Raw genomic sequence first — 26,248 nt, 5'->3', positions numbered from 1 at the left:
GCGCGACCACCACCACCGAGCGTCCACCACCGCTGAGCGCGCCCCCTGTTACCGAGCGCCCCCTTGTTGACCCTCCCTTTACCTGCCACCCTGAGAGTCCACCCGCTTGTGAACTTGTGAAAACATGAACAAACGGCGGGGACACCTCCAGGAGGCCTATCCATGCTCGTCCGTGACGCCATGAGCACCGTCGTCCTCACCATCGGCCCGGCCCACACACTCCGTCAGGCAGCCGCACTGATGGCCGCCCGCAAGGTCGGCGCGGCCATCGTCCACGACCCCGACGCCGGCGGCATCGGCATCCTCACCGAACGCGACATCCTCATCTCCGTGGGCCAGGGGCAGGACCCGGACACGGAACTCGTCCACGCCCACACCACCACCGACGTCGTGTTCGCCGCTCCCGCCTGGACCCTGGAGGAGGCGGCCGGCGCCATGGCGCACGGCGGTTTCCGTCATCTCATCGTGCTGGACCGCGACGAGCCGGCTGGTGTCGTCTCGGTCCGCGACATCATCCGCTGCTGGGCCCCGGCACGTCAGCAGGTACCCGCCTGACAGCACGAACGGCCCGGGCCCCGAAGGGGTCCGGGCCGCCCCTCCACCGCCCTTCAGTCCAGAATTAGATACCATCTAAAGCGAGCAGATATCTAACTCCACACCTGTTCGCGACCTGGTCCCTCTTGCTGTTAGGCTGGTAGCCATGAGTGACCTTCTGGAACGGCTGCGCGGACGCGGATGGCGGATGACCGCGCAGCGGCGCGTCGTGGCCGAGGTCCTCGACGGCGAACACGTCCATCTGACGGCCGACGAGGTCCACGCCCGGGCCGTCGCCAAGCTGCCCGAGATCTCCCGGGCGACCGTGTACAACACGCTCGGCGAGCTCGTGTCCCTCGGCGAGGTGCTCGAGGTCTCCACGGACCAGCGCGCCAAGCGGTACGACCCGAACGCCCACCAGCCGCACCACCACCTGGTCTGCGCCCAGTGCGGCGCGATCCGCGACGTGCACCCGGTCGGCAACCCGCTGGCGGACCTCCCCGACTCGGAGCGCTTCGGCTTCACGGTCTCGGACGTCGAGGTGACGTACCGCGGCGTCTGCCCGAACTGCGCGGCCGCCTAGTCTCCCCCGTCCTCTCACGCGAAGTCCCGGCACCGATGAGTGCCGGGGCTTCGCGCTGTCCGCGGACTCCCATATCTGACGGTCCGTCATATGGTCAACGGCACCCACCAGTCCGTCCCGCACTCCGCGAGGAGACCGAAGTGGGAGAGCCGTATCCGAAAGTCACCGCCCTTCCGGCTGCGGCAAGCACACCCTGCTGCGCATCGCCGCCGGTCTGCTCCGGCCCAGCACCGGCACGCTGGAGATCCGCACGTCCGCGCCGTCAAGGACGCGGCGGAACTGGAGCTCATGACGGCCGCGGGAGCCGCGGCCGACGCGACCCGGAGCGCCTCCAGTCCGCCTACCGCGCCCAGGGCCTGGCGGAAGGCGAGCCCCTCCCCGAGTCGCGGACGGTGACCCGCTCCCTCTACGAGGAAGCGGTAGGCCACTGCCGGTAAAAACACCCGGCAAAAACACACCGAGGGCCGGAATCCTTTCGGATTCCGGCCCTCAGCCTTCAGTAGCGGGGACAGGATTTGAACCTGCGACCTCTGGGTTATGAGCCCAGCGAGCTACCGAGCTGCTCCACCCCGCGTCGGTGAATGCAACGTTACGTCACCACGGAGGACAGATGCAAATCGCTTAGCTGAAGCCGCGGTCCCGCTCAGCTGCGGGCAGTCGTGCCTCACCCAGCGCCTCAAGGGCCTGGGAGGTGCCCCAGGGCGGCGCGGTGGCGCAGCGACACCCCACGAAACCCGGCATCAGGCAGACAGCTCCTGCCGCAACGCGTCCCGCAGCCGAGCCGCCCGCTCCGCCACAGACTCCGGCCCCAAGGACACGGCCCGGTCAGCCCACCGCTGCCCCTCCGCCAGCTCCCCCCGACGCGCGTAGACCAGGGCCAACCGCAACGCCGCCCGACCGTGACCGGCGTCAGCCGCCCGCGTCCACCACACCGCCGCCTCGGGCTCACTCCCCTCCCGGGCCAGCAGCAACCCGAGATTGAAGGCCCCGTTGCGGGACCCGGCCTCGGCCGCCTCCCGGTACCACCGAGCCGCCTCGACAACGTCCCCCCGGGCGGCGGCGAGCATGCCCACCCGCACCTGCGCCCGCCGGTGCCCCTGCGAGGCCGCCCTCTCGTACCACTCCTCGCACTCGCTCCGCCGGTGCACCGGCTCCCCGAGCTCGTGCGCCGGCTCCGGCGGCCGGCGTGCGTCGAGTACGGTCGCCAGCCGGTACGCGGCCTCGGCGCTCCCGCCCCCGGCCGCGCACCGCAGGTGCCGCTCGGCCTCCTGCTCGTCGCCTTCCCGCAGCCGGGCCATGCCGACCTGGAGCGCCGCCTCGGTGTGCCCGGCGGCCGCGGCACGCTCGTACCAGCGCAGCGCGGCCTGCTCCTCGCCCCGGCCGGCGTGCAGGATGCCCAGGTTGAAGGCGGCGTCCACGCTCCCGGCCTCCGCGGCCTTGGAGAACCACGGCTCGGCGCCCGCCTCGTCCCCGGCCCGCAGCAGCAGGATGGCCAGCGCGTTCGCGGCCTCCCGGTGCCCGGCATAGGCCGCGCGCCGGTACCACTGCTCGGCCTGCGCGGTGCGCCCCTGCTCGGCGCAGAGCAGCCCCAGGTTGTAGGCGCCGTTCACGTCGCCCGCATCCATGGCGGCCCGGTACCAGCGCTCGGCGGTCTGGGTCTCGCCCCGCTCGGCGTGCAGCGCGCCCAGTGCGTTCGCCGCGTTGCCGTCGCCGTCCTGGGCGGCCCGCAGCCACCACACGGCGGCGTTCTCGGTGTCGCCCGCGTCGCGCAGCAGGAACCCGAGCGCGCAGGCGGCACGCGCCTCGCCGTCCTTGGCGGACGTCAGGTACCAGCGTCCGGCCTCCCTGAGCTCGCCGCGCTTCTCCAGGATCGTCCCGAGGTGCAGGGCGGCCCGCCGGTGGCCGCGCGCGGCGGCCTGCCGGTACCACTGCTCGACCTCGTCCGGCACCTGGACACCGTTGTCGCCTTCGGTGTCCCGCGTCGCCTTCCGGTCCAGGGCCCGGGCCAGACGGTACGCCGCCTCCCGGTGCCCGCGCTCGGCCGCGACCCGCAGCCACGTCTCGGCCCCGGCGTCACCGCGGTGCTCCAGCAGGTCGGCGAGGGCGTAGGCGCCCAGGGTGTGGCCCTGCTCCGCGGACTGGCGCAGCCAGTACTCGGCGGCGGGCTCGTCACCGCGCTCGCGGTGGTGCCGTCCGAGGGCGTGCGCGGCCGCCGCGGATCCGGCGACGGCGGCGATCCGCCACCAGCCGGCGGCCTCGTCGGCGTATCCGCGCTGGTGGAGAAGGACCCCGAGGTTGTTGGCGGCGGCCCGGTCGCCCGCGGCGGTGGCCGCACGCAGATGGGGTTCGGCACCGTCGAGATCACCACGGCGCAGCAGCATGGCCCCGAGGACACTCATCGCCTCGACGTCGCCGGCCTCCGCGGCGAGCCGCTGACGCAGCTCCTCGGCCGCCTCGTCGGCGATCTCCCCGGTCTCGTCCGGGGTGTCGGTGTCCTCCCGGCTGGAAGGCTGCACAAAACGCCCTGTCTCGAACAGAGTTGCCTTGTCCCCCATAACGTCCATCGTCGCACCACCTGCAACCTGGGTACACCTGGTATACCGCAGCCAGTGAGGTCACTACAGCGTTTTGTCGACATGCCCACAGAGAGACAAGTCAAACACAGATCCCCCAACTCCCCCCGGCGGCGCGGCCGCAGCCTGCGCCAGTACATGCGTTCACACATCACGAAGGCCCGGATTCCTTTGTGGAATCCGGGCCTTCGTGGTCGCTCCGTCACTCGGACTTCGCGATTTCAGTAGCGGGGACAGGATTTGAACCTGCGACCTCTGGGTTATGAGCCCAGCGAGCTACCGAGCTGCTCCACCCCGCGCCGTTGTGTTCACAACCGTATCACGGCGCGGAGTGGGCATCTGACCAGGCCAGGACCTAGCTGCTCGGCTTCGGGCTCGGGCTGCCGCTCGGCTTGGCGCTCGGACTGGCGCTGGGCTTGCTCTCGCCGCCCCCGGCGCCCCCACGGCCGGACTCGGCCTGGGCGTCCTCGGCCCGCTTCAGCGCGTCCTCGAGGTCCTTCTGCGCCCGGCCGTACGCCTCCCAGTCGTTGTCCTTCAGGGCCTCCTGGCCCGCGTCGAACGCCTTCTGGGCGTCCTCCAGGGCCTGTTGGACCGTCGGGTTCTCGGACGTCGGCGGTGGCGTCGTGGTGCCGTCGCCCTCGTCCGGAGGCTCGGGGGCCTGCCCCTCCGTTCCGAAGATCTTGTTGAGGGCGTCGTCGAGCGTGTTCTCGAAGGCGGTCTGGCCTCCGTAGGTGACCAGCACCTTGCGCAGCAGCGGGTACTTCAGTCCACCACCGCGTACGTAGACCGGCTCCACGTAGAGCAGTCCGCCGTCGAGCGGCACCGTCAGCAGATTGCCGTACTCGACTTCGGAGTCGCCGCCTCTCAGGAGCCTGATGGACTCGGCGATCTCCTCTTGGGAGTTGAACTGGCTCTGGACCTGCTTGGGTCCGTTGACCGTCGTGTTCGTCGGCAGTTTCAGGATTCTGATCTTGCCGTAGTCACTGGCCCCCGCCTCGGCGTCGACCGCCATGAACGCGCTGAGGTTGTCCCGGCCGTTGGGCGTGAAGGTCGTCGTCAGCGAGAACGACTGGGCCTTCTGGTCGGGCATCTTCATGCTCAGGTAGTACGGCGGCACCGCGTTGCCCGACCGGTTCGTCGGGTCGTCCGGCACCTGCCACACCTCGCTGCCGCTGAGGAACGTCGTCGCGTCCTTCACGTGGTAGCGCGTGAGCAACTCCCGCTGGACCTTGAACAGGTCCTGCGGGTAGCGCAGGTGGTCCATCAGATCCTTGGAGATCTCACCCTTGGGCTTCACCGTGTCCGGGAAGGCCTTCATCCAGGTCTTCAGGACCGGGTCCTTGGTGTCCCACTGGTAGAGCTTGACCTCGCCGGTGTACGCGTCGACGGTCGCCTTCACCGAATTGCGGATGTAGTTGACCTGGTTCTGCTGGGCCACCACCGCGCGGTTGTCGTTGGTCGCGGTCAGCGAGTCGGCCGTGGTGTCACCGAGGGTCGTACGCGAGGAGTACGGGTATCCGTTCGTCGTCGTGTACGCGTCGACGATCCACTCGATACGGCCGTTCACCACCGCCGGGTAGGCGTCGCCGTCGATGGTCAGCCAGGGGGCGACCGCCTCGACGCGCTCCTTGGGCGTGCGGTTGTACAGGATCCGCGAACCGTCGCCGATGGCGCCGGAGTACAGGATCTGCGGCTCGCCGAACGCCACCGCGTACGCGGCCCGGTTGACCGGGCTGGAGAGGTTGACCCCACTGTCGCCCTTGTAGCTGGTGGTCTTCTCGCCGTTGTCGTCGGAGTAGTCGATCTCCTTCTGGGGACCGCCGACGATCGAGTACGTCGTGGTCTTCTCGCCGTAGTAGACCCGCTGTTCGTACGTACCGAGGTCGCCCTTGGAGGGCAGGTCGGACTCCGTGAAGTTCGGCCGGCCCTGGGCGTCGGCGCTGGTGCCCTCGGCGGCGACCACTCCGTAGCCGTGGGTGTAACGGAAGTGGTTGTTGATCCAGTTCTTCTTCGGGATGCCCGCCAGGTTCAGCTCACGCAGGCCGATGACCGTGTCCTGGTCCTTGCCGTCCTTGGCGTAGCGGTCGACGTCCAGGTTGTTCGGGAACGCGTAGTAGTTCCTGATCTGCTGGAGCTGCTGGAACGTCGGCGAGACGATGTTCGGGTCCATGATCCGGATGCTCGCCGTGGAGCCGACGTCGTCGCGGAGCGTGGTCTTGTCCTCGGTCTTGCTCGTGCCCGAATAGTCGGTGACCTTGGTGCCGTCGATGCCGTAGGCCTTGCGCGTCGCCTCGAGGTTCTTCTCGACGTACGGCGCTTCCTTGGCCTGCTCGTTCGGCTGGACCTGGAACTTCTGCACGATCGCCGGGTAGAGGCCGCCGATGAGGATGGCGGAGAGCACCATCAGGCCGAAGCCGATCACGGGCAGCTGCCAGGTGCGCCGCCACAGGGTGGCGAAGAACAGCAGCGCGCAGATGACGGCGATGCAGAACAGGATCGTCTTGGCCGGCAGGTAGGCGTTGGCGTCGACGTACCTCAGGCCCGTCCAGTTGTCGGTCGCCCTGAAGTCGCTGGACTTCACGGCGAGTCCGTACCGGTCGAGCCAGTAGGCGACCGCCTTCAGGGCCACGAAGATGCCGATGAGCACCGACAGGTGGCCGGTGGCCGCCGCCGTGGCGCGGGCACCGGGGCTGGTGACGCGCAGCCCGCCGTACAGGTAGTGCGTGAGCGCGGCGGCGATCACGGACAGGATCGCGGCGGCGAAGCCGAAGCCGAGCAGGAAGCGGTACCAGGGCAGGTCGAAGGCGTAGAAGGAGACGTCCAGCTTGAACTGGGGGTCCTTCTGGCCGAAGGGCACGCCGTTGACCCACATCAGCCACGTCCGCCACTGGCCGGACGCGGAGGCTCCGGCGATCAGGCCCACCAGGGCCGTGATCCCGATCAGCAGCCACTTCTTGTAGGGCGCGATGCCCATCCGGTAGCGGTCGAGGTTCTGCTGCTCCATGGACATGGCGCTCAGCGGCGGCCGCAGCCGGTGCGCCAGCCAGATGTTGACCCCGACCGCCACGGCCATCAGCAGGCCGAAGACGAAGAAGAGCCCGATCTTGGTCCACAGCGTGGTGGTGAAGACCGACGAGTAGTTCACCGACCGGTACCAGAGCCAGTCCGTCCAAAAGCCCGCGAACATGGTGAACACCATGCCGAGGACGGCCAGGACGCCCAGTGTCATGAGCAGGGTCCGGACACGCCGGGACGGGCGGCCCACTCTGATCCGCGGCCCTGTCGGGCCTCCGCCGCGGTCCGGCATCTGGAAAGCCAAGGTGCGCACCTCGAAGTTCGCTGTTGATTCGTAAGGCCCGCGTCTTCACGGACCGTCCGTGGCCCCCGTGATCGCGGGCCCCCACCTATGCAACTTACTCACCGTTTACTCGGTTCCCGATTCCGGCCGGGAACGAGGCAGGATTGTGACCATGTCCAACACTCCCATGGCGGCGAGCCCGCTCACCCGGGCCGTACTCGAGATCGACGAGTACGTCTCCGGCCTCGGCTGGGACCAGTCCGCCCGCCTTTTCGCCCTCGTCGACACCGCCCGGCTCCGGGCCGAACAGCCCTCGCTCGCGGACCGGCTCGGTCTGGACGACGCGTCGGAGAACCCCGGCCTCACCCCGATCGAGCAGGACGAAGTTCCAACGGGCAAGCCGCTCGACGAGTTCCTCGCCACCATCGCCTGGCCCGACGCGGTGGCCGGCTGCGCCCTGGCCGTGGAGCGCCTGATGCTGCCGCCGTCCGCGGAGGCCCAGGTTCCGCAGGGTCTGGACGAGGCCGCGCTGACGAAGTGGGTGGCGGACCACCCGGACCGCCAGGAGGTCCGTATGACGGTCGCGGTGCTGCGGGACGGCACCCGTGAGTCGGCCCTGCGCCTGCGTGAGAAGGACTCCCCGACGGAGGTCCTCACCGGATCCGACCTGGTACCGGGTCTGGCGGAGGCACTGGCGGCGACGTTCGAGGAGTAGGCGGCGGCCGCGCCGCCCGGGCCGGTCCTCCGGCCCGGCGGACTACTTACCGCACTTCGGCAGACCGGCGGTGTCGCCGCCGCGGATGTCCTTGAGAGCGCCGAGGGCGTCCTCGATGGTCTTCACCTTGATGAGGGTGAGGCCCTCAGGGGTGTCCTTGGCCGCGGCCTCGCAGTTGTCCGCCGGCGTCAGGAAGTACTGCGCACCCTTGGCGCGCGCGCCCACGGTCTTCATCTCGATGCCGCCGATCGGACCGACCTTGCCCTCGTCGTCGATCGTCCCCGTACCCGCGACGAACTTGCCCCCTGTCAGACTGCCCGGCGTGAGCTTGTCGTAGATGCCGAGCGCGAACATCAGACCGGCGCTCGGCCCGCCGACGTCGGCCAGCTTGATGTCGATGGTGAACGGGAACGTGTGGTCGGTCCCCGCGGATATCCCCACGATGGCCCGCTTCTCGCCGGCGTCGTCCGACGTCGTCGTGGTCATGGTGATGTCCTGTGTCTTCGTCGGCGTCCGCTTCTCCTTCTCCGCGGCGGCCTGCTCCTTGGCGGGCACGATCGTGAAGCGGACGTCCTGGCCCGGCTTGTGTTTCGTGACGAACTTCGCGACGTCGGCCGGCTCCTTCACTACCGTGCCGTCGACGGCCTTGATCACGTCCCCGGCGTGCAGCTTGCCCTCGGCCGGGGATCCCTTGACGACCGTCGAGACGATGACCCACGACTTCACCGGAACGTCGAGTTCCTTCAGCGCGGCGACCTTGGCGCTCTCCTGGGACTGGCTGAACTCCTCGGCGTTCTCCTGCGTGGACTGCTCCTCGGTCTTGCCGTCCGGGTAGAGCGTCTCGTGCGGCACCACCTTGTTGTCGTGCGCGAGCCAGCCGTAGACGGCCTCTACCAGGTTCATCCGGTATTCGGCGCTGGTGACCCGGACCGTCGTCATGTTCAGATGGCCACTCGTCGCATACGTCTTCCGCCCGGAGACCTGGAGCACCGGCTCTCCGTCGTGATCGCCCAGTGTGTTCACCGTCGGCCCCGGGGACATCTCCGAATACGGCACGGGGATGAACACTCCCGCGCACAGGAGCGCGATCAGCATCAGGGTGGAGGCGAGCATCGTCGCGGTGCGGCGTGGCATGACTCGACAGTACGGGACGGTCCTGTCAGCGCACCGTCAGGGCCGCCCGTCCGGGGCGGCCCTGTGGTCTCACACGCTTGTGACCTGCTCTTTTCCCTGGCCTTCAGTGCCCGGCCGGGGCCTTTCCATGGCCTCGCGGAAGCGGGCGTAACCGATGAGTTCCGGGCCGTCGCCACGGGCCTTGCGGGTCCGGTTGGCCCAACTGCCCCAGAGGCCCGCGCCGATCGCAGCCACAAGCGGAATCAGCAACCAGGCGAGCGCCGCCATGCCGACCTCCAACCCCTTGAGCGTCCGCAACTGACTGATCAGCAGATTAACCATCCGCAGTGACAACGCTCACGCCAGGGGTCCGGTTACGCAACCGGAAGGCCGGGTCCCGGATTCACCGGAAAGCAGGGGCCCGGATTCAGCCGGCGCCCACCCACTCCTCGGTGCCGTCGGAGAACTTCTGGTGCTTCCAGATGGGCGCTTCGTGCTTGAGATCGTCGATCAGCTTCCGGCAGGCCTCGAAGGCCTCTCCTCTGTGCGGACACGAGACGGCGACGACCACGGCGAGGTCACCGACCCTGAGATCCCCCACGCGGTGCACGGCCGCCAGCGCCCGCACCGGGAACTCCGCGACGACCTTCTCGGCGATCCGCCTCATCTCGGCCTCCGCACTGGGGTGGCAGGAGTACCCCAGCTCCGCCACGTCGGCGCCCCCGTCGTGGTTCCGCACGGTGCCCACGAAGAGCGCCGTGCCGCCGGCCGCGTCGTCCCCAACGGCCCGGAACACCTCGTCCACGGAAAGTGCCGTGTCCCGGATCCCGATCAGCCTGATCGGATCCTGCGCGGCCTGCTCACCCGGGTGATCGCTCGTGGATGCCATGCCTCCATCGTGCCGTACGCGACCGGCAGCGCGGAACAGAGCTGTCGACCGGCACGCGCGCGTGCGCGTTGGACACTCCTACGAGTCCCGTACGGCGGGGCCGGAGAGGCGGCTCTCCCACAGCGGGACCGGGGAGCCGGGGCCGGCGGGCGGGTCAGATGCGCCGCCGGGCCTTCCGCGCCCGCCGCACCACCGCGGCCGCGCCCAGCAGCGCCACCGTCGCTCCCGCGGCACCCGCGGCCGTCGCGTCCTTGCGGCCCAGTCGCCGCCCGGCCACCGTGTGCCGACCGGAGACCTCCTCCAGGAGCTCCGCCAGCACCTCCTCGTTGGTGTACCGCGGCCGCCACCCCGCGTCGTGCAGCCGGCTGCCGCTGACCACCCAGGGGTACATCGTGTACGCCAGGTCCCCGGCCGGAGACGGCGTGAGCCCGATGCGATGCAGGCGCTGGGCCGCACCCAGCGCGACCGCCGACGGCAGCTCCATCCGCCGGATGCCGCTGAGCTCCTCGACCTCCTCCTGCTCCAGCCACCCGTCGCACCCGACGGTCAGTTCCCCGTCGACCTTCTCCAGGACGGCGTACTCCAGCGCGCTGCACAGGTCCTCGACGTGGCAGAACTGCCACGCGGGCCGCGACCCGGCGACGACGAGCAGCCGGGGAGACTCGAAGTACCTGGTCAGTGCGGTGTCCGTGCCTCCCACCAGGATCGCCGGCCGCACCACGGTGACATTCAGCCCCGGGTGCGCCCGCGGCGCCCTGCGCGCCAGCCGCTCGATCTCCAGCAGGTCGCCGACGCCCGTCGCCTCGGCCGTGGCCCGCAGCTCCGCGTCCTCGGAGAGCGGCAGCTCGTTGTCCGGCAGCGCCCCGTAGACCATCGCCGACGTGCACAGCACGACCCGGTGCACGCCGGCCGCCGCGGCCGCCGTCAGGACGGTCTGTGTCCCCCGCACGTTGTAGGCCGTTCGGGCGGCGGCGTCGGTCTCCAGGTCGAGGTCCAGGGCCAGGTGCACCACCACGTCGGCGCCCCGCAGCTTCTCCGCGATGGCCGGATCCCGTACGTCCAGGATGTGCCACTGCGCCGCGTCGCACTCGCCGCGCCGCTCGTCGATGGCGACGACCTGCTTGACCTCGTCGGACGCGGCGAGCCGCTCGGTGAGCAGGGCGCCGACGCCGTACGCGGCACCGGTGACCGCGACGACGGGTCCGCGCGCCGCAGGGCCCGCGGAACTGGTTGACTGGTTTCGCGCTGCGCGAACCTGCGGATCTGGGGAACTCACCGGGCGTCTCCAGCGGTTGTCTTCAGTACGAGCGCGAGCGACGCGTGCGTACCAGGTGGCATCCATCCTGCCGCAGGCTGTCAGTCGGCGAAGCACCGAGGCCCGATCCGCCCCAGGTGTCTACGCTGGGTGGTGTTGTCGGGCAGCCGTGCCGCCGGAAAGAACCGGCGGCCCTACCAGCCGAGGAATCCCGTGAGTGACACCCCATTCGGATTCGGCCTTCCGCCGGAGGAGCCGGACGACGGCGACGAGGGCAAGAAGAAGGACCAGGAGAGCGGTGGTGGTCAGGGACCGGCCAATCCGTTCGGTTTCGGCGGCCTGCCCGGAGCCGGAGGATTTGGCGGCGGCCCCGGCGGCCCCGGTGCGGACAATCCGTTCGCAGCCATGTTCGGCTCCCTGAACCCCAACGACCTGGGCGCCGCGTTCCAGCAGCTGGGCCAGATGCTCTCCTACGAGGGCGGCCCGGTGAACTGGGACATGGCCAAGCAGATCGCCCGCCAGACGGTCTCCCAGGGCAGTCCTGACGGCACCAAGGACGCCAGCGTCGGCCCCGCCGAGCGCAAGGCCGTCGAGGAGGCCGTCCGCCTCGCCGACCTGTGGCTCGACGACGCCACGTCGCTGCCGTCCGGTGCCGGCTCGGCGGTGGCCTGGAGCCGCGCCGAGTGGGTCGAGGCGACCCTGCCCGCCTGGAAGGAGCTCGTCGACCCGGTCGCCGAGCGTGTCGGCACCGCCATGGGCGACGTGCTGCCGGAGGAGATGCAGGCCATGGCCGGCCCGCTGATCGGCATGATGCGCTCGATGGGCGGCGCCATGTTCGGTACGCAGATCGGGCAGGCCGTCGGCGTGCTCGCCGGCGAGGTCGTCGGTTCGTCCGACATCGGCCTGCCGCTGGGCCCGGCCGGAAAGGCCGCGCTACTGCCGGTGAACATCGAGACGCTCGGCAAGGACCTGAGCGTCCCGCAGGAGGAGGTGCGGCTGTATCTCGCCCTGCGCGAGGCCGCCCACCAGCGTCTCTTCGCGCACGTGCCGTGGCTGCGCTCGCATCTGTTCGGCGCGGTCGACGGGTACGCCCGCGGGATCAAGGTCGACACGGCCAAGCTGGAGGACGTCGTCGGCCAGTTCGACCCGCAGAATCCCGAGCAGCTCCAGGAGGCCCTCCAGCAGGGCATGTTCCAGCCCGAGGACACGCCCGAGCAGAAGGCCGCCCTGGCGCGTCTGGAGACCGCTCTGGCGCTCGTGGAGGGCTGGGTCGACGCGGTGGTCCACGCCGCCGCGAAGCCCCGTCTGTCGTCGGCCGACGCCCTGCGTGAGACGCTGCGCCGCCGCCGCGCCTCGGGCGGCCCGGCCGAGCAGACGTTCGCCACGCTGATCGGCCTGGAGCTGCGCCCGCGCCGCCTGCGTGACGCCTCCCGTCTGTGGGCCTCGCTCACCGACGCGCGCGGTGTCGACGGCCGGGACGCCCTGTGGCACCACCCGGACATGCTGCCGACCGCCACCGACCTGGACGACCCGGACGGCTTCGTGCACCGCGAGCAGATCGACTTCTCCGAGCTGGACAAGATGCTCGGCGAGGCGGCGGACAAGCCCGACCTGAAGAAGCCCGACCTGAAGAAGAAGGACGAGGGCGAGGGCGAGAACAAGGGCGACGACGCCGAGTGAGCCTGTACGACGACGCGGTCCTCGTGCTCAAGGAGTACGAGGACCAGCCAGAGCTGCGCCAGGCCTACCTCGACCATCTGGCCGAACATCAGGACGGCCTGTGGAAAGCCTGCCCCGCGGGCCACATCACGGCGAGCGCCCTGGTGATCGACCCCGAGGCCGGCCGGGTCCTGCTGACCCTGCACAGAAAGCTGCGGATGTGGCTCCAGATGGGCGGCCACTGCGAGCCGGGCGACAGCGCCCTCGCGGCCGCGGCGCTGCGGGAGGCGACGGAGGAGTCCGGCGTCTCGGGCCTCTCGCTGGTGCCGGGTGGCCCGGTGCGCCTGGACCGGCACCCGATCCCGCCGCCGTGCCACTGCCACTTCGACGTCCAGTACGCGGTCCTGGCGCCGCCGGACGCGGCGCACGCGATCAGCGACGAGTCGCTCGACGTGCGCTGGTTCGGGTACGACGAGGTGGCTGAGGTGGCCGACGAGTCGGTCGTCCGCCTGCTGGAGGCGACCCGCGCGAGGCTCGCGGCCTGAGACACGCGTAAGGGGCGACCGCTCGGGCGGCCGCCCCTTACACCTTGTCCGGTCCGTGGTTGCTCAGTTCCAGACGTTGCCCTGGTTCTGCCCGCGCGCTCCCTGCTGGCCCATGCCGTACTGCGCGGCGAGGCCCGAGCCGATCTGGGCGTTCTGCGGCGGCAGCAGTTCGCTGGGCTGGACGAGCGCGAAGCCGGTGCCCATGAAGCTCAGCTCCCAGCCCTCGCCGGTGCTGCCGCGGCGCCGCCACACCCCGGAGGAGTGCGTCTGGGCCTGCATCTGCACCCGCAGGCTCGTCGACCAGGCGACGATCGCGTCGGCGTCGCAGTTGACGTACTTGTCGGGTGTCACCTGCATCAGCAGCGGCATGCCCGAGGTCATCAGGGCGATCTTGCCCCGGCCGGTGATGTTGAGCTGGTACTTCCCGGAGCCGGAGATGCCGTAGAGGCTGTCGACGGCGATGACCTCGTGGTGCAGGGAGGAGTCCATCGCCAGCACATAGCTGCTGTCGACGGTGAGGCCGTCCTGCTCCACCTCCATGACGTGGACGTGCTGCTTGAGGTTGGCGAGGTAGACCGTGCCCTGCCCGTGGCAGCGCATCAGGTCGAGTCCCTCACCTGTGTGCGCACGCGAGCGTGCCTGGTTGTTGCTCTGGTACTCGGCGTCGAACTCGACGAGGCCCTGGTAGGCGACCATGGTGCCCTTGCGGGCCAGGATGTCGTCGTGGCCCTCCAGGGCGACGCGCAGCATCTGCTTGTTCTGCAGACTCCAGCGGTCCTGGGTCTGCTGCTCGTTGTAGGCGAAAATCGGGCTCTGCATGGCGTGTTGCTCCCCCTCAGCCCCGGACCCGGAGGCGGTCGGTGCTGTCCTCGCTGGGCTGGACGACGACGATGCCCTGACCGGAGAAGGCCATCTGGTAGGCCTCGCCGCTGCCGCGGCCGATCAGCGACTGGGCCCGGAAGCTCCGCTTGCCCTTCACCTTGAGGTTCGGGGACCAGGCGACCAGGGCGTCGGGGTCGACGTACGTCTCGTCCTCGCCGCCTCCGCAGTCGACGACGATGGGCTTGCCCCGGGAGGTCAGCGCGACCCAGCCCTGCCCGGAGATCCTGGTGTTCCACAGGCCCTGGCCGGCGAACTTCGCCAGGCCCTTGACCCGCTCGACGCCCCACGAAAGGTGGGCGTCGAAGGCGAGCAGGTTGGTGGCGTTGACCGAGATGCCGTCGCCGTTGAGGTTGATGACGACGACGTTCGCCCCGTAGTCAGCGAGGTAGAGCAGTCCGTCGCCCGAGCACTTCATCAGGGGCGCGCCCTCGCCGGTCATCCAGTCCTTGGCGATCTGGCGCACGGCCGGCGGGTTGGGCTCGTACTGCACGAAGCCCTCGTAGGCGACCATCGACCCCACGCGCGCGAGGAGGTCGTTTCCGGTCTGCATGGCGACCTTCAGCATGTGGTTGCCGTGGTTCTCCATGCGGGCGGTGACGGGTGCGGGGGCGTGGCCCGCGAGCTGCTGTGTCATGACGGGCTCCCTCAGACCTCGTACGGCTGGACGACGATGAAGTTCCCGGGGGCTGCCCGGAACTGGAGGTTGACGCTCTCCCCGCTGTCACCCGGGTAGGCGTTGCGACGCATCCGCACCTGGCTGGAGACGACGACCTGGGCGGCGGCCGACCAGGCGACCACGGCGTTGCAGTCGGCGAACGTGGTGGGCGTGACCGGCAGGACCACGGGCGTGCCGTGGGTCTTCACGACGATCGTGCCGGTGCCCGTGAACTGCATCGTGAACAGCGCGCCCCCGGGGATGCCGTGCCCCTCGATGCGGCGCACCTCGTACTGGAGGCTCTCGTCGAAGGCGAGGACGTTCTCGGCGGAGACGCAGATGCCGTCGCCCTGGAGCTCGATGGGGTGCAGCATCGTGGAGTCCTCGGCGAGGAACACCTGTCCCTGGCCGGTGCAGCGCATCAGCTGCATCTCCTGGCCGGTCGCGTTGCCCACGATCCGGCCGGCGAAGCCGGCGCCCTTGTAACTGAAGTCGACCTTGCCCTGGTAGAGCACCATGCTGCCCTGGCGGGCCAGCACGGGCTGCCCGCCGATGCCGAGGTCGACGCGGACGAGCTTCTTGTTCTGCTGCGTCCAGCGTTGCCCGGTGGGGGTCTCCTTGAACTTCTGGAGCGCGGCGGCGACACCGGGGCCCTGCGGTGCTGCCTGGGGAGTTCCCTGAGGCGCTCCCTGCGGCACTCCGTAGGGGGCCTGCCCGGGCGGCTGCTGGCCGTAGCCCGGGGGCGGTGTGGGCTGGCCGTATCCCGGGGGCGGGGCCGGGGCATGGGGTGCGTGGGGTGCCTGTGCCTGGGGCTGGCCGTAGCCGGGCGGCGGCGGGGCCGTCTGGCCGGGGACCTGGCCGTACGGCGGCGGCTGCTGGCCCGGCTGGCCGTACGGCGCGGGCGCCGGCGCCGGGGGCGGCACCGGGGAGCCGCCGGGCGGGGTGTTCACGGGCGCGACGATGGTCGGGGCGGCGTGCACCTGGGGTGAGGGCGCCGGGGCCGGAGGCGGAGTGGCGCCGGGCGGGGGCGCGAAGCCCTGCACGGCGGGCTGGGCAGCGGGCGCCGGGGCCTGGGGTGCTGCCGGGGCGGGAGCCGGGGCGGGTTCCGGAGTGCCGGGGACGCCGAACGCGGGCGGTGCGAAGCCCGGGGCGGCGGTCTGCGGCTGCTGCGCGGCGGACGCGGGCGGGGCGGGCGTTTCCTCCTCGGCCACCTCGCCGCCGAAGTTCTTCAGCAGCGCGTCGAGACCACCGTCGAAGCCCTGCCCGACGGCGGCGAACCGCCAGACGTCCTTGAGGTAGAAGTCGCCGAGCATCACGGCCCGTTCGGTGGAGAACTCCGAGCCGGTGAAGGAGTAGCGCGCCACCTCCTCGCCGCCCGCGACGATGCGGATGTAGCCGGAGGCGATCTGCGACATCTGGCCGGCGCCGTCGATCGTCGCCGTGAAGGACAGCTTCTGGATCTGCGGCGGGATCCGGTCGAGCGTCACCCGGAAGGACTCCGTGTCGCCCGCCTGGGCGCCCAGGAGCTGAATGGACTCCTCGGGGGACTTCGGCTGGTTGAAGAAGACGAAGTACCGGTCGTCCGAGAGCCGTTCGTCGGCGTCGAGGCCGAAGCAGCTGATGTCGAAGCTCAGCCCGGGGCCGGCGATCTGTACACCTACGTACAGGTCCGTGCCCGCGGTGAGGTCACTGATCCTGGCCTTGTGGCCGCGTTGGAATTCCCTGGCCATGCGTAACGACCGTCCCCCATCCAGAACGTGATTGCGTCGCGCCAGGCTAACGGCAAACTCGGACACCGGACGCAGTCGGTACAGACCCGGTACAGAACCCGTGCCCGGCCGTATCGGCTGCTCTCTCGCGGAAAGCGGTCACTTACCCCGGAGCTCGTGGTGGGTGCTCATCGCGGGTGCACATACCGGCGCCCGGCTCACGGGCACTCAGCCGCAGGACCACGGGGGCGCTCGGCCCGCGGGACGCTCAGCCCGCGGGGCTCTCGCCTCGTGCACCGGGCACATGGGGCAGCCGCTCGGCCGCGACCACGCCTTCGAGGTAGCCCCGGGCCCGCTCCGTCCGCGGATAGGCCTCCAGCAGCGCCCAGAAGCGAGGGCCGTGTCCGGGGACGAGCAGATGGGCGAGTTCGTGGACGAGGACGTAGTCGACGACGTACTCGGGCATGCCCTGCAGACGGTGGGACAGGCGGATGCTGCCCTCGGACGGGGTGCAGGATCCCCATCGGGTGTTCTGGTTGGTCACCCAGCGCACCGAGGCGGGCCGCGCCCGCCCGTCGAAGTACTGGTCCGACAGGCGCCGGGCCCGCTCGGCCAGCTCGGCGTCGCCGAGGGCCCGCTTGCTCTCCTGGGCGGCCAGCTTGTCGAGCATGACGTTCACCCAGCGCTGCTCCTCCGCCTCGGACATCCGGGCGGGGATGAGCACCACGGTGCGATCGCCCTCGCGGTACGCGGAGACCGTTCTGCGTCGGCGGGCGCTCCTGCGGACCTCGATCGCGCTCGCCCCCGAGCCGCTCGGCGGCTGGCTCGTCGTGCTGCGCTGTGGCTTTCCGGCGCGGTGCAGTGGGTCGGCGGGCACGCCCCGACGTTACCCGCTGTACCCGGGGAAGTCCCGGCTCCGAGAGGGTTGGATGGCGATGCCCCCGTCGGCCGCCGGATTTGTACGACGAATACCGGCACCTGTGGACAACTTTCTGCGGTCGGCGACGGGTTTGGGCATGCTGGCTGTTGCCGGCGAAGCGCCGGACAGGCCCGGCCCGGGACCAGGCGGGCCTGTGACCGGGTCGGCGCGCGGCATACGGGGACGATCTATGGCATACGGGGGCCTGTCATGCATCCGATGGTGAAACCCGCGCTCAGGCGCGGCTGGCGCGACCTCAACACCGTGCAGTTCGGGATGACACCGGCGCATGCGATGACGCTCGGCCCGATGGACCTGGCGACGGGCAGCTTCCTTGATCTGCTGAACGGCACACGGGGGATGGAGCTGCTGCGCGAGGAGGGGCGCCGGATGGATCTTCCCGACGGCCATGTCGACGGGCTGGTGCGGCGGCTCGCCCGGGCCGGGCTCCTCGACGACGCGCGGGGCGGCGGGCCGGCCGCCGACGCCCTGCGGCAGAAGAAGGAGGTCCTCGACCGGCTGCGTCCCGACCTCGCTTCCCTGTCCCTGACCACCTCGGCACCGGGTGACGCGATGCGGCAACTGGTCGCCCGGCGCTCACAGCGTGTACAGGTGCGGGGCGCGGGCCGGGTCGGTGCCGTGCTGGCGTCGCTGCTGTCGGGGGCGGGCGTGGGCGAGGTCGACGTGCGCGACGGCGGTCGTGTGGAACCGTGGGATGTCGCGCCGGGCGGGCTTCCCGCGGAGGCCGTCGGCGACCGCAGGGACGAGTCGGCCCGCCGGGCCGTGCGCCGGGCGGCCCCGGACCGGCCGCCGCGCTGCGGGGCGGACCGGACCTCCCCGGAGGAAGGCGACCCGGGCTTCTCGCTGGTGATCGTCGCCCCGCGCGACGATGTCGCCGTGCACGCGCCCGACCCGTCGGCCGCCGAACCCCTGATGTCCTCCGGGACACCCCATCTGTACGCCGGGGTCGTGGAGGGGACCGGGGTGGTCGGCCCCCTGGTCCTGCCCGGGGAGACGGGCTGCGCGGGGTGTCTGCACGAAAACCGCACGGACCGGGACCCGACCTGGCCTCGTCTGGTCGCCCAGTGGCGCTCCGGCAGACAGCGACAGGTGCGGCCCTGCGACCTGACGCTGGCCACTACGGTGGCCGGACTGGCCGCCGCCCACGCGCTCGCCGTGCTGGACGGCCGGGTGCCGTCGAGCGCCGGGGCGCGCTGGGAGGTCTCCGTGCCCGGTCTCCACTGGCATGCGCGGCCGGTCCGGGCGCATCCGGCATGCCCGTGCGGGGCGGCGGAGAGAGGAAAGGGGGAGCACCCCTCGGAGGATGGGGAGTCACACGAGACAATGGCGGTGCAACGGCCGTCGGCGCAGTGCCCTAAGGCAGCGGCGAAGCGGCCGGCTGGGACTTGGAGGGCGCATGTCTGATCTTCCCCGGAAGGCGGTCACCCGGACCGCCAAGCTCGCCGCGCTCCCGCTCGGCATCGCCGGGCGGGCGACCTGGGGATTCGGCAAGCGAATCGTCGGCGAGTCCGCGGAGCTCGTCGGCCGCGAACTCCAACAGCGCACGGCCGACCAGCTGTTCAAGGTGCTCGGCGAGCTCAAGGGCGGCGCGATGAAGTTCGGCCAGGCCCTGTCCGTCTTCGAGTCCGCGCTGCCCGAGGAGGTGGCCGGCCCCTACCGGGCCGCGCTGACCAAGCTCCAGGAGGCGGCGCCGCCGATGCCGACGCGCACCGTGCACGCGGTGCTCGAGGAGCGGCTGGGCGAGGGCTGGCACGAGTTGTTCCTGGAGTTCGAGGACAAGCCCGCCGCGGCGGCCTCGATCGGCCAGGTGCACCGCGGGGTGTGGCATGACGGCCGCGAGGTGGCGGTCAAGGTGCAGTACCCGGGCGCCGGCGAGGCCCTGCTGTCCGATCTGAACCAGCTGAGCCGCTTCTCCCGCCTGCTCGGCCCGCTGATCCCCGGCATGGACATCAAGCCGCTGATCACGGAACTGAAGGACCGCGTCTCGGAGGAGCTGGACTACGGCCTGGAGGCCCAGGCCCAGCAGGCCCACGCGGAGGAGTTCGCGGACGACCCGGACGTGATCGTGCCGCAGGTGGTGCATCAGTCCGACCAGGTCCTGATCACGGAGTGGATCGACGGCATCCCGCTGTCGGAGATCATCTCTGACGGCACCCAGGAGCAGCGCGACCGGGCCGGGCAGCTCCTGGCCCGCTTCCTGTTCTCCGGCCCCGCCCGCACCGGTCTGCTGCACGCCGATCCGCACCCGGGCAACTTCCGGTTGCTGCCCGGCGGCCCGGACGGTGAGGACGACTGGCGCCTGGGCGTCCTGGACTTCGGCACGGTCGACCGTCTCCCGGGTGGTCTGCCGGCGACCATCGGCGAGTCCCTGCGGATGACACTCGACGGGGAGGCCGAGGCGGTCTACGAGCTCCTGTGTGCGGAGGGGTTCGTGAAGGAGACCATAGAGCTGGATCCCGACGCCGTCCTGGACTATCTGCTGCCGATCATCGAACCGGCCGAGGTCGAGGAGTTCACGTTCACGCGCGGCTGGATGCGCAGCCAGGCGGCCCGCATCGCGGACCCGCGCTCCCCCGCCTACCAGCTGGGCAAGCAGCTCAATCTGCCACCGTCGTATCTGCTGATCCACCGGGTGACCCTGAGCACGATCGGCGTGCTGTGCCAGTTGGGGGCGACGGTGCGGCTGCGCGAGGAGTTGGAGGAGTGGCTGCCGGGATTCATCCTGGACGACCCGGCGGACTGCGAGGAGTCGGTGGCGGAGGCATGAGCCTCAGCGGGCACCCCGGGTGACCGACTGCCCGCGCCTCACCACCAGTCCGAGTCCAGGCGCCCCTCGATGGACCTGAGGTTCTCCCGCGAGCAGGTCTCGCAGAAGTAGCGGCGGGCGCCGTTCTCTACGGAGCAGGTCCAGGTCAGTGGTGGACCATCGGCCGGAGTGCCGGCCGACGTGCCGCAGCGGTCGCACATGAGCGGCTGGGGCTGCGCTGCGGAGCTGTCGTCACCGCCTCCGGGAGGACTCGTCACCCGGCGACGATATCGCCGTGCCCGACGGTTCGCGGGGCACAACGCACCGCGGGGGCCGGTCCGTTCGGCACGGACCGGCCCCCGTGGGGAGAGCTCGGCCTCCCGGGCTCGGGAGGCCACCGCTTCAGGTGAGGTCGGTTACTGCATGACCGCCATGGCGAGCGCCCGGCGGGCACGCCGTGAGGCACGCTCCGCCCTGCGCTGCATCCGGCGGGCGGTCGCCAGGCGCACGGCCGGGCGTTCCCGCTCCGCCTCTTGCAGTCGCTCGTGCATATGCGCACGAGCCATGGCTTCTGGGATGAGTTGCATCTCTCGGGTCCTGTTCTGACGCGAGTCCTTCGCGCCGGTGGTGGTGAAGTCTTGGGTCGCGGAGCCTGCGGGCTCGTCAGTGGACGGCTTCATCGGGGCCTGCTTCTGGGGGTCGTTCGTGAGGGGGCGGTCGATCGTTCCTGCGGTGTTCATGCTGTGACCGGGTTCTTGCGCGGGCGGCCACGCGGCCGCTTCCGGGCGACGACGACACCCTGCACGAACAGCTCGCCACCCCAGACGCCCCAGGGCTCACGCCGCTCCTTCGCGCCGGCGAGGCAGGCCTCGACCAACGGGCAGGTGCGGCAGAGGGACTTGGCGTACTCGACGTCCGCGGGCGACTCGGCGAAGAAGACCTCCGGGTCGTAGGAACGGCACGGGACGGGCACGCCGAGGTTCTCGATGGCGTCGTCGAGCGCGGTGAGCGCGGTGAGCGGGGTCAAGGCGGAGTCCTCCGTGGAGCCGGGCTTGGGGATCGTTTCGGAAGGCGGTACGGACGGGGCGTGCGCTTCGAGTTGCACGGTTCGTCTTCCTCGTCTGGTCGTTCCGGCCTGTTGGCCGGGGGGCGGCTGGTACCGGGTTCTTTTCTTGTCCCGAGGCTCCTTCGGTCCGTCGTCCCTGTTCAGGGACAAACAGAAGGGCCGCGGATCCCGGATGGGGTTCCGCGGCCCTGAAGGCGCCGGCCTGATCGACGATCAGGCTGGATCACTCCAGGGTTCTGGCCCACGGAAGGCCCACATCTGGTGGTGCTGCGTCGTCTGCTTCCGGAATCCGGCACCGGTCGCCGTAAAGGCATAGGCCTGTGCCTGTGCCACTACTGCCGCTTCCAGTGCCTCGGTCGGTCGCTCATTGCGCTCACGGACGGGAAGGCCCGCGGGAGCAACGGAGGAGGACGCCGGACGCGCGGCACGAATGCCGGACAGACCGGTGCCCAGGTTCGAAACGCCGAGCATGCACGCGGAGACGGCCGAGCGATCGGTCATTTTCACGATGCTGACGGAGCTGGTGTTGATGCTGATCACTGGACTCGCCTCCTCTCGGCGTCTCGGGGGACTGGGTGAACCAGTCCTGCGGATATGCAAGTACAACACGAAATCAGGGCCTCCGAGAAGGCCGCTGCTCTCGTGCCTAAGAACCTATGGGGATTGCTGGGGCATGCGCAAACTATTTTTTCGACGAGTTCGCGTCAGCCCTGATCTGTATCCCCTCCGGCGTACTGGCCTGCGCAGATGGCCAGTACGTCGGCTCCGTAGCGCTTGAGCTTGCGCATCCCCACGCCCGGGATGCGCGCCAGCTCGTGCTCGTCGTCCGGCGCGGTCTCGGCAATGGCCATCAGGGTCCTGTCGGTGAAGACGCAAAAGGCGGGCTGACCACTGCGTCGCGCCTGGTCGGCTCGCCACTCTCGCAGCTGCTCGTAGAGGCCCTCGTTCATGTCGGAGGGGCAGTCGTCGCAGCGCATCAGTTTCATCTCGCCCGCGTCGGTCAGCGTGCGGCCGCAGACTCGGCAGCGGGCGGGCGTTCGCTGAACTCGCCTCGGGGCGGAACCCCTGGTTCCGGGAATTCCGCGCTCGATGCCGCCCGTACTGCCGGCGGCGGAACGGGCGGTGGTGGCCGTCGAACCAGGGCGCAGCCCGTCGAGGAAACGGCTGGGGCGGCGGTTGGGGCGGCCTCCGGGGGAACGGGACAGGGCCCAGGAGACATGGAGGCGTTCCCGCGCGCGCGTGACGCCGACGTACAGGAGGCGGCGCTCCTCCTCGATCTGTTCGTCGGTCTTGGCGTAGGTGATCGGCATCATGCCCTCGGCGACGCCGACCAGGAAGACGACGTCCCATTCCAGGCCCTTGGCCGAGTGCAGGGAGGCGAGGGTGACGCCCTGCACGGTGGGGGCGTGCTGGGCGTTCGCCCGTTCGTCCAGTTCGGCGACGAGGTCCGCGAGGGTGGCGCCGGGTTTGGCGGCGGCGAAGTCCTGGGCGAGGTTCACCAGGGCGGCCAGGGACTCCCAGCGTTCCCTCACGGCGCCGGAGCCGGCCGGTGGCCGTGGTGTCCAGCCCTCCCCCGACAGTACGGCGCGCACCTGGGAGGGCAGGTCGACGGCGTCGTCCAGAAGGGAGTCGTTGCCGCCGAAGCGGGCCGCGCCGCGCAGGGCGACGCCGGCCTTGCGCACCTCCGGGCGGTCGAAGAACCGCTCGGCGCCGCGCAACTGGTAGGGCGCTCCGGCGTCGGCGAGGGCCTGCTCGTAGGTCTCGGACTGCGCGTTCGTCCGGAACAGGACGGCGATCTCGGCGGCCGGGACCCCCGCGTCGATGAGTTCGCGGATGCGCCGGGCCGCGCCCTCGGCCTCGGCGGGCTCGTCCGTGTACTCACTGAAGACCGGCTCGGGCCCCGGGGCGCGCTGGGAGACGAGCTCCAGGCGGTGGTCGGCGGCGCGGCCCTTCGCCTGGGCGAGCAGTCCGTTGGCGAGGTGGACGACCTGGGGGGTGGAGCGGTAGTCGCGGACCAGCTTGACGACCGTGGCACCGGGGTGGCGGCTGCGGAAGTCGAGCAGATGATCCGGTGTCGCTCCCGTGAAGGAGTAGATCGTCTGGCTGGCGTCGCCGACGACGCACAGGCTGTCCCGGTCGCCCAGCCACAGTTCCAGCAGGCGCTGCTGGAGGGGGCTGACGTCCTGGTACTCGTCGACCACGAAGTGCTGGTACTGGGCGCGGACCTGCTCGGCGATGTCGTGCCGGTCCTGGAGGACGGCCACGGTCAGCAGCAGCACGTCCTCGAAGTCGATGAGGGAGCGCTCGCGTTTGACGTCCTCGTAGGCGGCGTAGAGCTGGGCGATCTCGGCGGGGTCGCGGGGGGTCTCGCGGCCGGCCTTGGCGGCGGCGGGCGCGTAGTCGGCGGGGACGGTCTGGGTGACCTTGGACCATTCGATCTCGGCGGTGACGTCCCGCAGCTCGCCCCGGTCGAGCCGGATGCGGCAGGCGGCGGCCGCGTCGGCGACGAGCTGGACCTTGCGGTCGACGAGCCGGGGCATGGAGCCGCCGATCGCTTTCGGCCAGAAGTACTGGAGCTGGCGCAGTGCCGCCGAGTGGAACGTGCGTGCCTGGACGCCGGCGGCGCCGAGCTGACGCAGCCGGCCCCGCATCTCCCCGGCGGCGCGGTTGGTGAACGTGACGGCGAGCACGCTGGAGGGCTGGAGGAGGCCGGCGCGCACTCCGTAGGCGATGCGGTGGGTGATCGCCCGGGTCTTGCCCGTGCCCGCGCCCGCCAGGACGCACACCGGACCGTGCAGGGCGGTGGCCACCTCGCGCTGCTCGGGGTCGAGCCCTTCGAGGACCGCGTCGGGGGTGTCCGGTACCTGCGGGAACAGGGTGGAGTGCGTTGCTGCTGTCACATGGCCATGCTGCCAGGTCGCGCGAAACGGCTGTGCCGGTTGCCCACAGGCGGGCACTGATAGTCGTACGAATGCGGCAGGCGTCACGTCCGACGGGGTGCGGGCCGCGGGAATGGTGGCCCCTGCGCGTACGTTCCACCTCTGCGAACCCCCCGCCCCCGAGCCACCGAAGGAGCACGAGAGACATGCCGGGCACTGTGACGATGTACAGCACCACGTGGTGCGGCTACTGCCGTCGGCTGAAGAGCCAGATGGACCGCGAGGGCATCGCGTACACCGAGATCAACATCGAGCAGGACCCGGAGTCCGCCGCGTTCGTGGAGAAGGCGAATGGCGGAAACCAGACGGTGCCCACCGTTCTGTTCCCGGACGGCTCCACCCTCACCAACCCGTCGCTGGCTCAGGTGAAGCAGAAGATCGGCGCCTAGTCGCCGTGCGGTTGTGCCGGGAAGGCGGTTCCTGAGGCGCCTCAGGGCCCGCCTTCCCGTGTTCCCCTGGTTTGTCCCACACCAGGACGTAACGCCACAGCAGCGTCCGGCGGAAGGCGCAGCCGGGCAGCAACCGGCGGGCCGCCTGCCGGATCTCCCCCCAGGACATGTGCACGTCTTCCATGTGCATCCCGGCCGGGCCCCGCTTGCCGCCGTTCCGCCGGGCGTGCCACTGGCTCGCCGGCACGCCGCAGGCGCTGATGATCCAGTCCAGGGCCGTCCGGTTGGCGGCCATGCCGACGATCACCAGACGGCCGCCGGGTGCGGTGAGCCGGGCGAGGCGGGTGACCGCCTCCTCGAACGGCGCGTGATGGACCACGGCGACCGCGCTGACGAAGTCGTACGCGCCCTCGGGCAGGGACCCGTCGGCGAGGAAGTCCGTCTCCAGGTACATGATGTCGCCGGGCGCATGCGCGTGCTCGCGGGCGAGTTCGATCATCTCCGGCGAGCGGTCCACGCCCGTGACGGATGCCGCGCGTGCCGCGAGCTCGCGGGCGAGCAGACCGTCGCCGCAGCCCGCGTCGAGTGCCTTGCGGCAGCGGTCCGGGACGGCGTCGAGCACGTAGGGGTGGTGGTGGACGTTGTGGTTCCAGTAGGGGGCGGACACTCGGGCGTCCCCGTCAGGCGACGCTTCTCGTCGGCAGCGGCTTGCCGTACCAGAGCTCTATCAGGCGGGCCGCGATCGAGATGCCGTACGGCGGGAGCACCTCGCCGGACTCGAAGGCGGCACGCAGCTCGTCGCGGGAGAACCAGCGGGCCTCGTGGATCTCGTCCCCGTCGACGTCGATCTCGGTCGAGGTGGCGCGGGCCAGGAAGCCCAGCATGAGGCTGGACGGGAAGGGCCAGGGCTGGCTGGCGACGTACTCGACCTGGCCGACAGTGATGCCGACCTCCTCGTGGACCTCGCGGCGCACCGACTGCTCGATGGACTCGCCAGGCTCGACGAATCCGGCGAGCGTCGAGAAGCGGCCTTCGGGCCAGTGCACCTGGCGGCCGAGCAGGATGCGGTCGTCCTCGTCGGTCACGGCCATGATCACGGCCGGGTCCGTACGCGGGTAGTGCTCCGCGCCGCAGGCCTGGCAGCGGCGGATGTGACCGGCCGCGGCGATGACGGTGCGCTCGCCGCAGCGGGAGCAGAACCGGTGGGTGCGCTGCCAGTTCTCCAGGCCGACCGCGTGCACCATCAGGCCCACGTCCCGGGCCGACAGGAGCAGGCCCGCCTCGCGCAGCCCCGCGGGCCGCGCGGACTGGTCCATGCGCCCGGGCAGCGAGTCCTTCTGGAGGGCGAAGTAGCTGACGCCGTCCTCGTCGATGCCGAGGAAGTAGCGGTGGGCCTCGGTGAGGGGGGCCTCGAAGGAGGGTGTCATGACGAGTTCGGTGCGCCCGTCCGCCGTCTCGTCGATGAGGACCTGGCCGCCGGAGACCACGAAACAGCGCGTGGAGGGGTGGCTCCACGCCGCCGCGAGCCAGGCCTCGTCGAGCCGGTGGTGCGCGGCCCGGTCGATGCCGCTCGGTGCGGTGAGCGAGATGGGTCGGTCGGCGTTCTGGTCGGTCCAGGTGGTCACGGGTGCTTCCAACTCCCCGGTGGGACTGTCGGGTTCGGCGGGCTGATCAGCGGGACGTACGGCGGGAGGCGACCGGGCCCGGCGGTGGTGTGCGGGGCGGGGCGGTACGGGGCAGCCCTCCCAGTGTGCCCCG

General features: G+C 70.7%; 25 protein-coding genes, 2 tRNA genes and 1 pseudogene. 9 read left to right on the top strand and 19 right to left on the bottom strand.

Annotation, left to right across the window (positions count from 1 at the left end; translation table 11 throughout):
• Positions 1–162: 162 nt before the first annotated feature.
• The 3 genes and pseudogenes from AC07F0_RS24655 to AC07F0_RS24645 all read left to right on the top strand — a co-directional run.
• Positions 163–555, top strand: a complete 393-nt coding sequence (locus tag AC07F0_RS24655; protein ID WP_478981921.1) for a CBS domain-containing protein — start codon at positions 163–165, stop codon at positions 553–555.
• 145 nt (positions 556–700) lie between these two features.
• Positions 701–1,117 carry a Fur family transcriptional regulator gene (locus AC07F0_RS24650; RefSeq protein WP_010047623.1) on the top strand — a complete coding sequence of 139 codons (417 nt, stop codon included), beginning with the start codon at positions 701–703 and terminating at the stop codon, positions 1,115–1,117.
• A gap of 169 nt (positions 1,118–1,286) precedes the next feature.
• Positions 1,287–1,379: pseudogene (locus AC07F0_RS24645) on the top strand (ABC transporter ATP-binding protein); the annotation flags it as partial.
• Between the two features lie 238 nt (positions 1,380–1,617).
• Here the strand turns inward: AC07F0_RS24645 and AC07F0_RS24640 are convergent.
• The 4 genes from AC07F0_RS24640 to AC07F0_RS24625 all read right to left on the bottom strand — a co-directional run bounded on the left by AC07F0_RS24640 (position 1,618) and on the right by AC07F0_RS24625 (position 6,997).
• A tRNA-Met gene (locus AC07F0_RS24640) sits at positions 1,618–1,691 on the bottom strand.
• A gap of 166 nt (positions 1,692–1,857) precedes the next feature.
• Positions 1,858–3,681: a tetratricopeptide repeat protein gene (locus AC07F0_RS24635; protein ID WP_478981919.1), complete on the bottom strand. Its 1,824-nt coding sequence runs from the start codon at positions 3,679–3,681 to the stop codon at positions 1,858–1,860.
• Positions 3,682–3,915: 234 nt separating this feature from the next.
• Positions 3,916–3,989, bottom strand: a tRNA-Met gene (locus AC07F0_RS24630).
• A 56-nt stretch (positions 3,990–4,045) separates the two neighbouring features.
• Positions 4,046–6,997, bottom strand: coding sequence for a UPF0182 family membrane protein (locus tag AC07F0_RS24625; RefSeq protein ID WP_478982238.1), 2,952 nt, complete (start codon positions 6,995–6,997; stop codon positions 4,046–4,048).
• Positions 6,998–7,160: 163 nt separating this feature from the next.
• On the opposite strand from AC07F0_RS24625, the gene AC07F0_RS24620 reads away from it, so the two are divergent.
• Positions 7,161–7,703, top strand: coding sequence for a PPA1309 family protein (locus tag AC07F0_RS24620; protein ID WP_436730847.1), 543 nt, complete (start codon positions 7,161–7,163; stop codon positions 7,701–7,703).
• A 42-nt stretch (positions 7,704–7,745) separates the two neighbouring features.
• On the opposite strand, the gene AC07F0_RS24615 is transcribed toward AC07F0_RS24620, so the two are convergent.
• The 4 genes from AC07F0_RS24615 to AC07F0_RS24600 form a co-directional block, all read right to left on the bottom strand.
• Positions 7,746–8,837: a YlbL family protein gene (locus AC07F0_RS24615; protein ID WP_436730846.1), complete on the bottom strand. Its 1,092-nt coding sequence runs from the start codon at positions 8,835–8,837 to the stop codon at positions 7,746–7,748.
• Positions 8,838–8,906: 69 nt separating this feature from the next.
• Positions 8,907–9,104 (bottom strand): hypothetical protein, encoded by a 198-nt coding sequence (locus AC07F0_RS24610; RefSeq protein ID WP_436730851.1) that lies wholly within the window; start codon positions 9,102–9,104, stop codon positions 8,907–8,909.
• A 139-nt stretch (positions 9,105–9,243) separates the two neighbouring features.
• Positions 9,244–9,705 (bottom strand): molybdenum cofactor biosynthesis protein MoaE, encoded by a 462-nt coding sequence (locus AC07F0_RS24605; protein ID WP_478981917.1) that lies wholly within the window; start codon positions 9,703–9,705, stop codon positions 9,244–9,246.
• Between the two features lie 154 nt (positions 9,706–9,859).
• Positions 9,860–10,981, bottom strand: a complete 1,122-nt coding sequence (locus tag AC07F0_RS24600; RefSeq protein WP_436730844.1) for an SDR family oxidoreductase — start codon at positions 10,979–10,981, stop codon at positions 9,860–9,862.
• 192 nt (positions 10,982–11,173) lie between these two features.
• Between AC07F0_RS24600 and AC07F0_RS24595 the strand changes: the two genes are divergently transcribed.
• Both AC07F0_RS24595 and AC07F0_RS24590 read left to right on the top strand, forming a co-directional pair.
• Positions 11,174–12,640 carry a zinc-dependent metalloprotease gene (locus AC07F0_RS24595; protein ID WP_478981915.1) on the top strand — a complete coding sequence of 489 codons (1,467 nt, stop codon included), beginning with the start codon at positions 11,174–11,176 and terminating at the stop codon, positions 12,638–12,640.
• Positions 12,637–13,164 carry an NUDIX hydrolase gene (locus AC07F0_RS24590; protein WP_478981913.1) on the top strand — a complete coding sequence of 176 codons (528 nt, stop codon included), beginning with the start codon at positions 12,637–12,639 and terminating at the stop codon, positions 13,162–13,164. Before AC07F0_RS24595 ends, AC07F0_RS24590 begins: the two co-directional genes overlap by 4 nt.
• Positions 13,165–13,227: 63 nt before the next feature.
• Here AC07F0_RS24590 and AC07F0_RS24585 read toward each other — a convergent pair whose 3' ends face one another.
• The 4 genes from AC07F0_RS24585 to AC07F0_RS24570 all read right to left on the bottom strand — a co-directional run bounded on the left by AC07F0_RS24585 (position 13,228) and on the right by AC07F0_RS24570 (position 17,287).
• Positions 13,228–13,983 (bottom strand): AIM24 family protein, encoded by a 756-nt coding sequence (locus AC07F0_RS24585; protein WP_010047645.1) that lies wholly within the window; start codon positions 13,981–13,983, stop codon positions 13,228–13,230.
• Between the two features lie 16 nt (positions 13,984–13,999).
• On the bottom strand, positions 14,000–14,680 hold the full coding sequence (locus tag AC07F0_RS24580; RefSeq protein ID WP_436730841.1) for an AIM24 family protein: 681 nt from the start codon (positions 14,678–14,680) through the stop codon (positions 14,000–14,002).
• Between the two features lie 11 nt (positions 14,681–14,691).
• The gene (locus tag AC07F0_RS24575; RefSeq protein ID WP_478981911.1) at positions 14,692–16,431 is read right to left on the bottom strand and encodes a TerD family protein; all 1,740 of its coding nucleotides are present in this window, start codon (positions 16,429–16,431) and stop codon (positions 14,692–14,694) included.
• A 247-nt stretch (positions 16,432–16,678) separates the two neighbouring features.
• A complete protein-coding gene (locus AC07F0_RS24570) occupies positions 16,679–17,287 on the bottom strand; it encodes a M48 metallopeptidase family protein (RefSeq protein ID WP_478981909.1) in 609 nt (202 codons plus the stop codon).
• A 252-nt stretch (positions 17,288–17,539) separates the two neighbouring features.
• Here AC07F0_RS24570 and AC07F0_RS24565 point away from each other — a divergent pair, with 252 nt between their 5' ends.
• A complete protein-coding gene (locus AC07F0_RS24565; RefSeq protein WP_478981907.1) occupies positions 17,540–18,754 on the top strand; it encodes a TOMM precursor leader peptide-binding protein in 1,215 nt (404 codons plus the stop codon).
• Positions 18,747–20,117, top strand: a complete 1,371-nt coding sequence (locus AC07F0_RS24560; protein ID WP_478981905.1) for an ABC1 kinase family protein — start codon at positions 18,747–18,749, stop codon at positions 20,115–20,117. The genes AC07F0_RS24565 and AC07F0_RS24560 overlap by 8 nt, the downstream gene beginning before the upstream one ends.
• A gap of 38 nt (positions 20,118–20,155) precedes the next feature.
• Here AC07F0_RS24560 and AC07F0_RS24555 read toward each other — a convergent pair whose 3' ends face one another.
• From AC07F0_RS24555 to AC07F0_RS24535, 5 genes are all read right to left on the bottom strand, one after another.
• Positions 20,156–20,374, bottom strand: coding sequence for a hypothetical protein (locus AC07F0_RS24555; RefSeq protein ID WP_478981904.1), 219 nt, complete (start codon positions 20,372–20,374; stop codon positions 20,156–20,158).
• 138 nt (positions 20,375–20,512) lie between these two features.
• Positions 20,513–20,836 (bottom strand): hypothetical protein, encoded by a 324-nt coding sequence (locus AC07F0_RS24550; protein ID WP_466093871.1) that lies wholly within the window; start codon positions 20,834–20,836, stop codon positions 20,513–20,515.
• Positions 20,833–21,201, bottom strand: coding sequence for a WhiB family transcriptional regulator (locus AC07F0_RS24545; protein ID WP_010047663.1), 369 nt, complete (start codon positions 21,199–21,201; stop codon positions 20,833–20,835). The genes AC07F0_RS24550 and AC07F0_RS24545 overlap by 4 nt, the downstream gene beginning before the upstream one ends.
• 174 nt (positions 21,202–21,375) lie before the next feature.
• The gene (locus AC07F0_RS24540; protein WP_436731146.1) at positions 21,376–21,702 is read right to left on the bottom strand and encodes a hypothetical protein; all 327 of its coding nucleotides are present in this window, start codon (positions 21,700–21,702) and stop codon (positions 21,376–21,378) included.
• Between the two features lie 164 nt (positions 21,703–21,866).
• Positions 21,867–24,062, bottom strand: coding sequence for an ATP-dependent DNA helicase UvrD2 (locus AC07F0_RS24535; RefSeq protein ID WP_478981902.1), 2,196 nt, complete (start codon positions 24,060–24,062; stop codon positions 21,867–21,869).
• A 185-nt stretch (positions 24,063–24,247) separates the two neighbouring features.
• On the opposite strand from AC07F0_RS24535, the gene AC07F0_RS24530 reads away from it, so the two are divergent.
• A complete protein-coding gene (locus AC07F0_RS24530) occupies positions 24,248–24,490 on the top strand; it encodes a mycoredoxin (RefSeq protein ID WP_004983675.1) in 243 nt (80 codons plus the stop codon).
• On the opposite strand, the gene AC07F0_RS24525 is transcribed toward AC07F0_RS24530, so the two are convergent.
• Together AC07F0_RS24525 and nudC are read right to left on the bottom strand one after the other, a co-directional pair.
• Positions 24,444–25,157, bottom strand: coding sequence for a class I SAM-dependent methyltransferase (locus AC07F0_RS24525; protein ID WP_478981900.1), 714 nt, complete (start codon positions 25,155–25,157; stop codon positions 24,444–24,446). The two genes, AC07F0_RS24530 and AC07F0_RS24525, sit on opposite strands and share 47 nt — an antisense overlap.
• A 13-nt stretch (positions 25,158–25,170) precedes the next feature.
• The gene (nudC, locus tag AC07F0_RS24520) at positions 25,171–26,115 is read right to left on the bottom strand and encodes an NAD(+) diphosphatase (RefSeq protein ID WP_436731142.1); all 945 of its coding nucleotides are present in this window, start codon (positions 26,113–26,115) and stop codon (positions 25,171–25,173) included.
• Between the last annotated feature and the right edge of the window lie 133 nt (positions 26,116–26,248).

The organism is Streptomyces sp. NPDC045955 (assembly GCF_056430805.1).
Note: the sequence above shows the minus strand (reverse complement) of the source record. Positions and strands in the feature narration are given on the sequence as shown.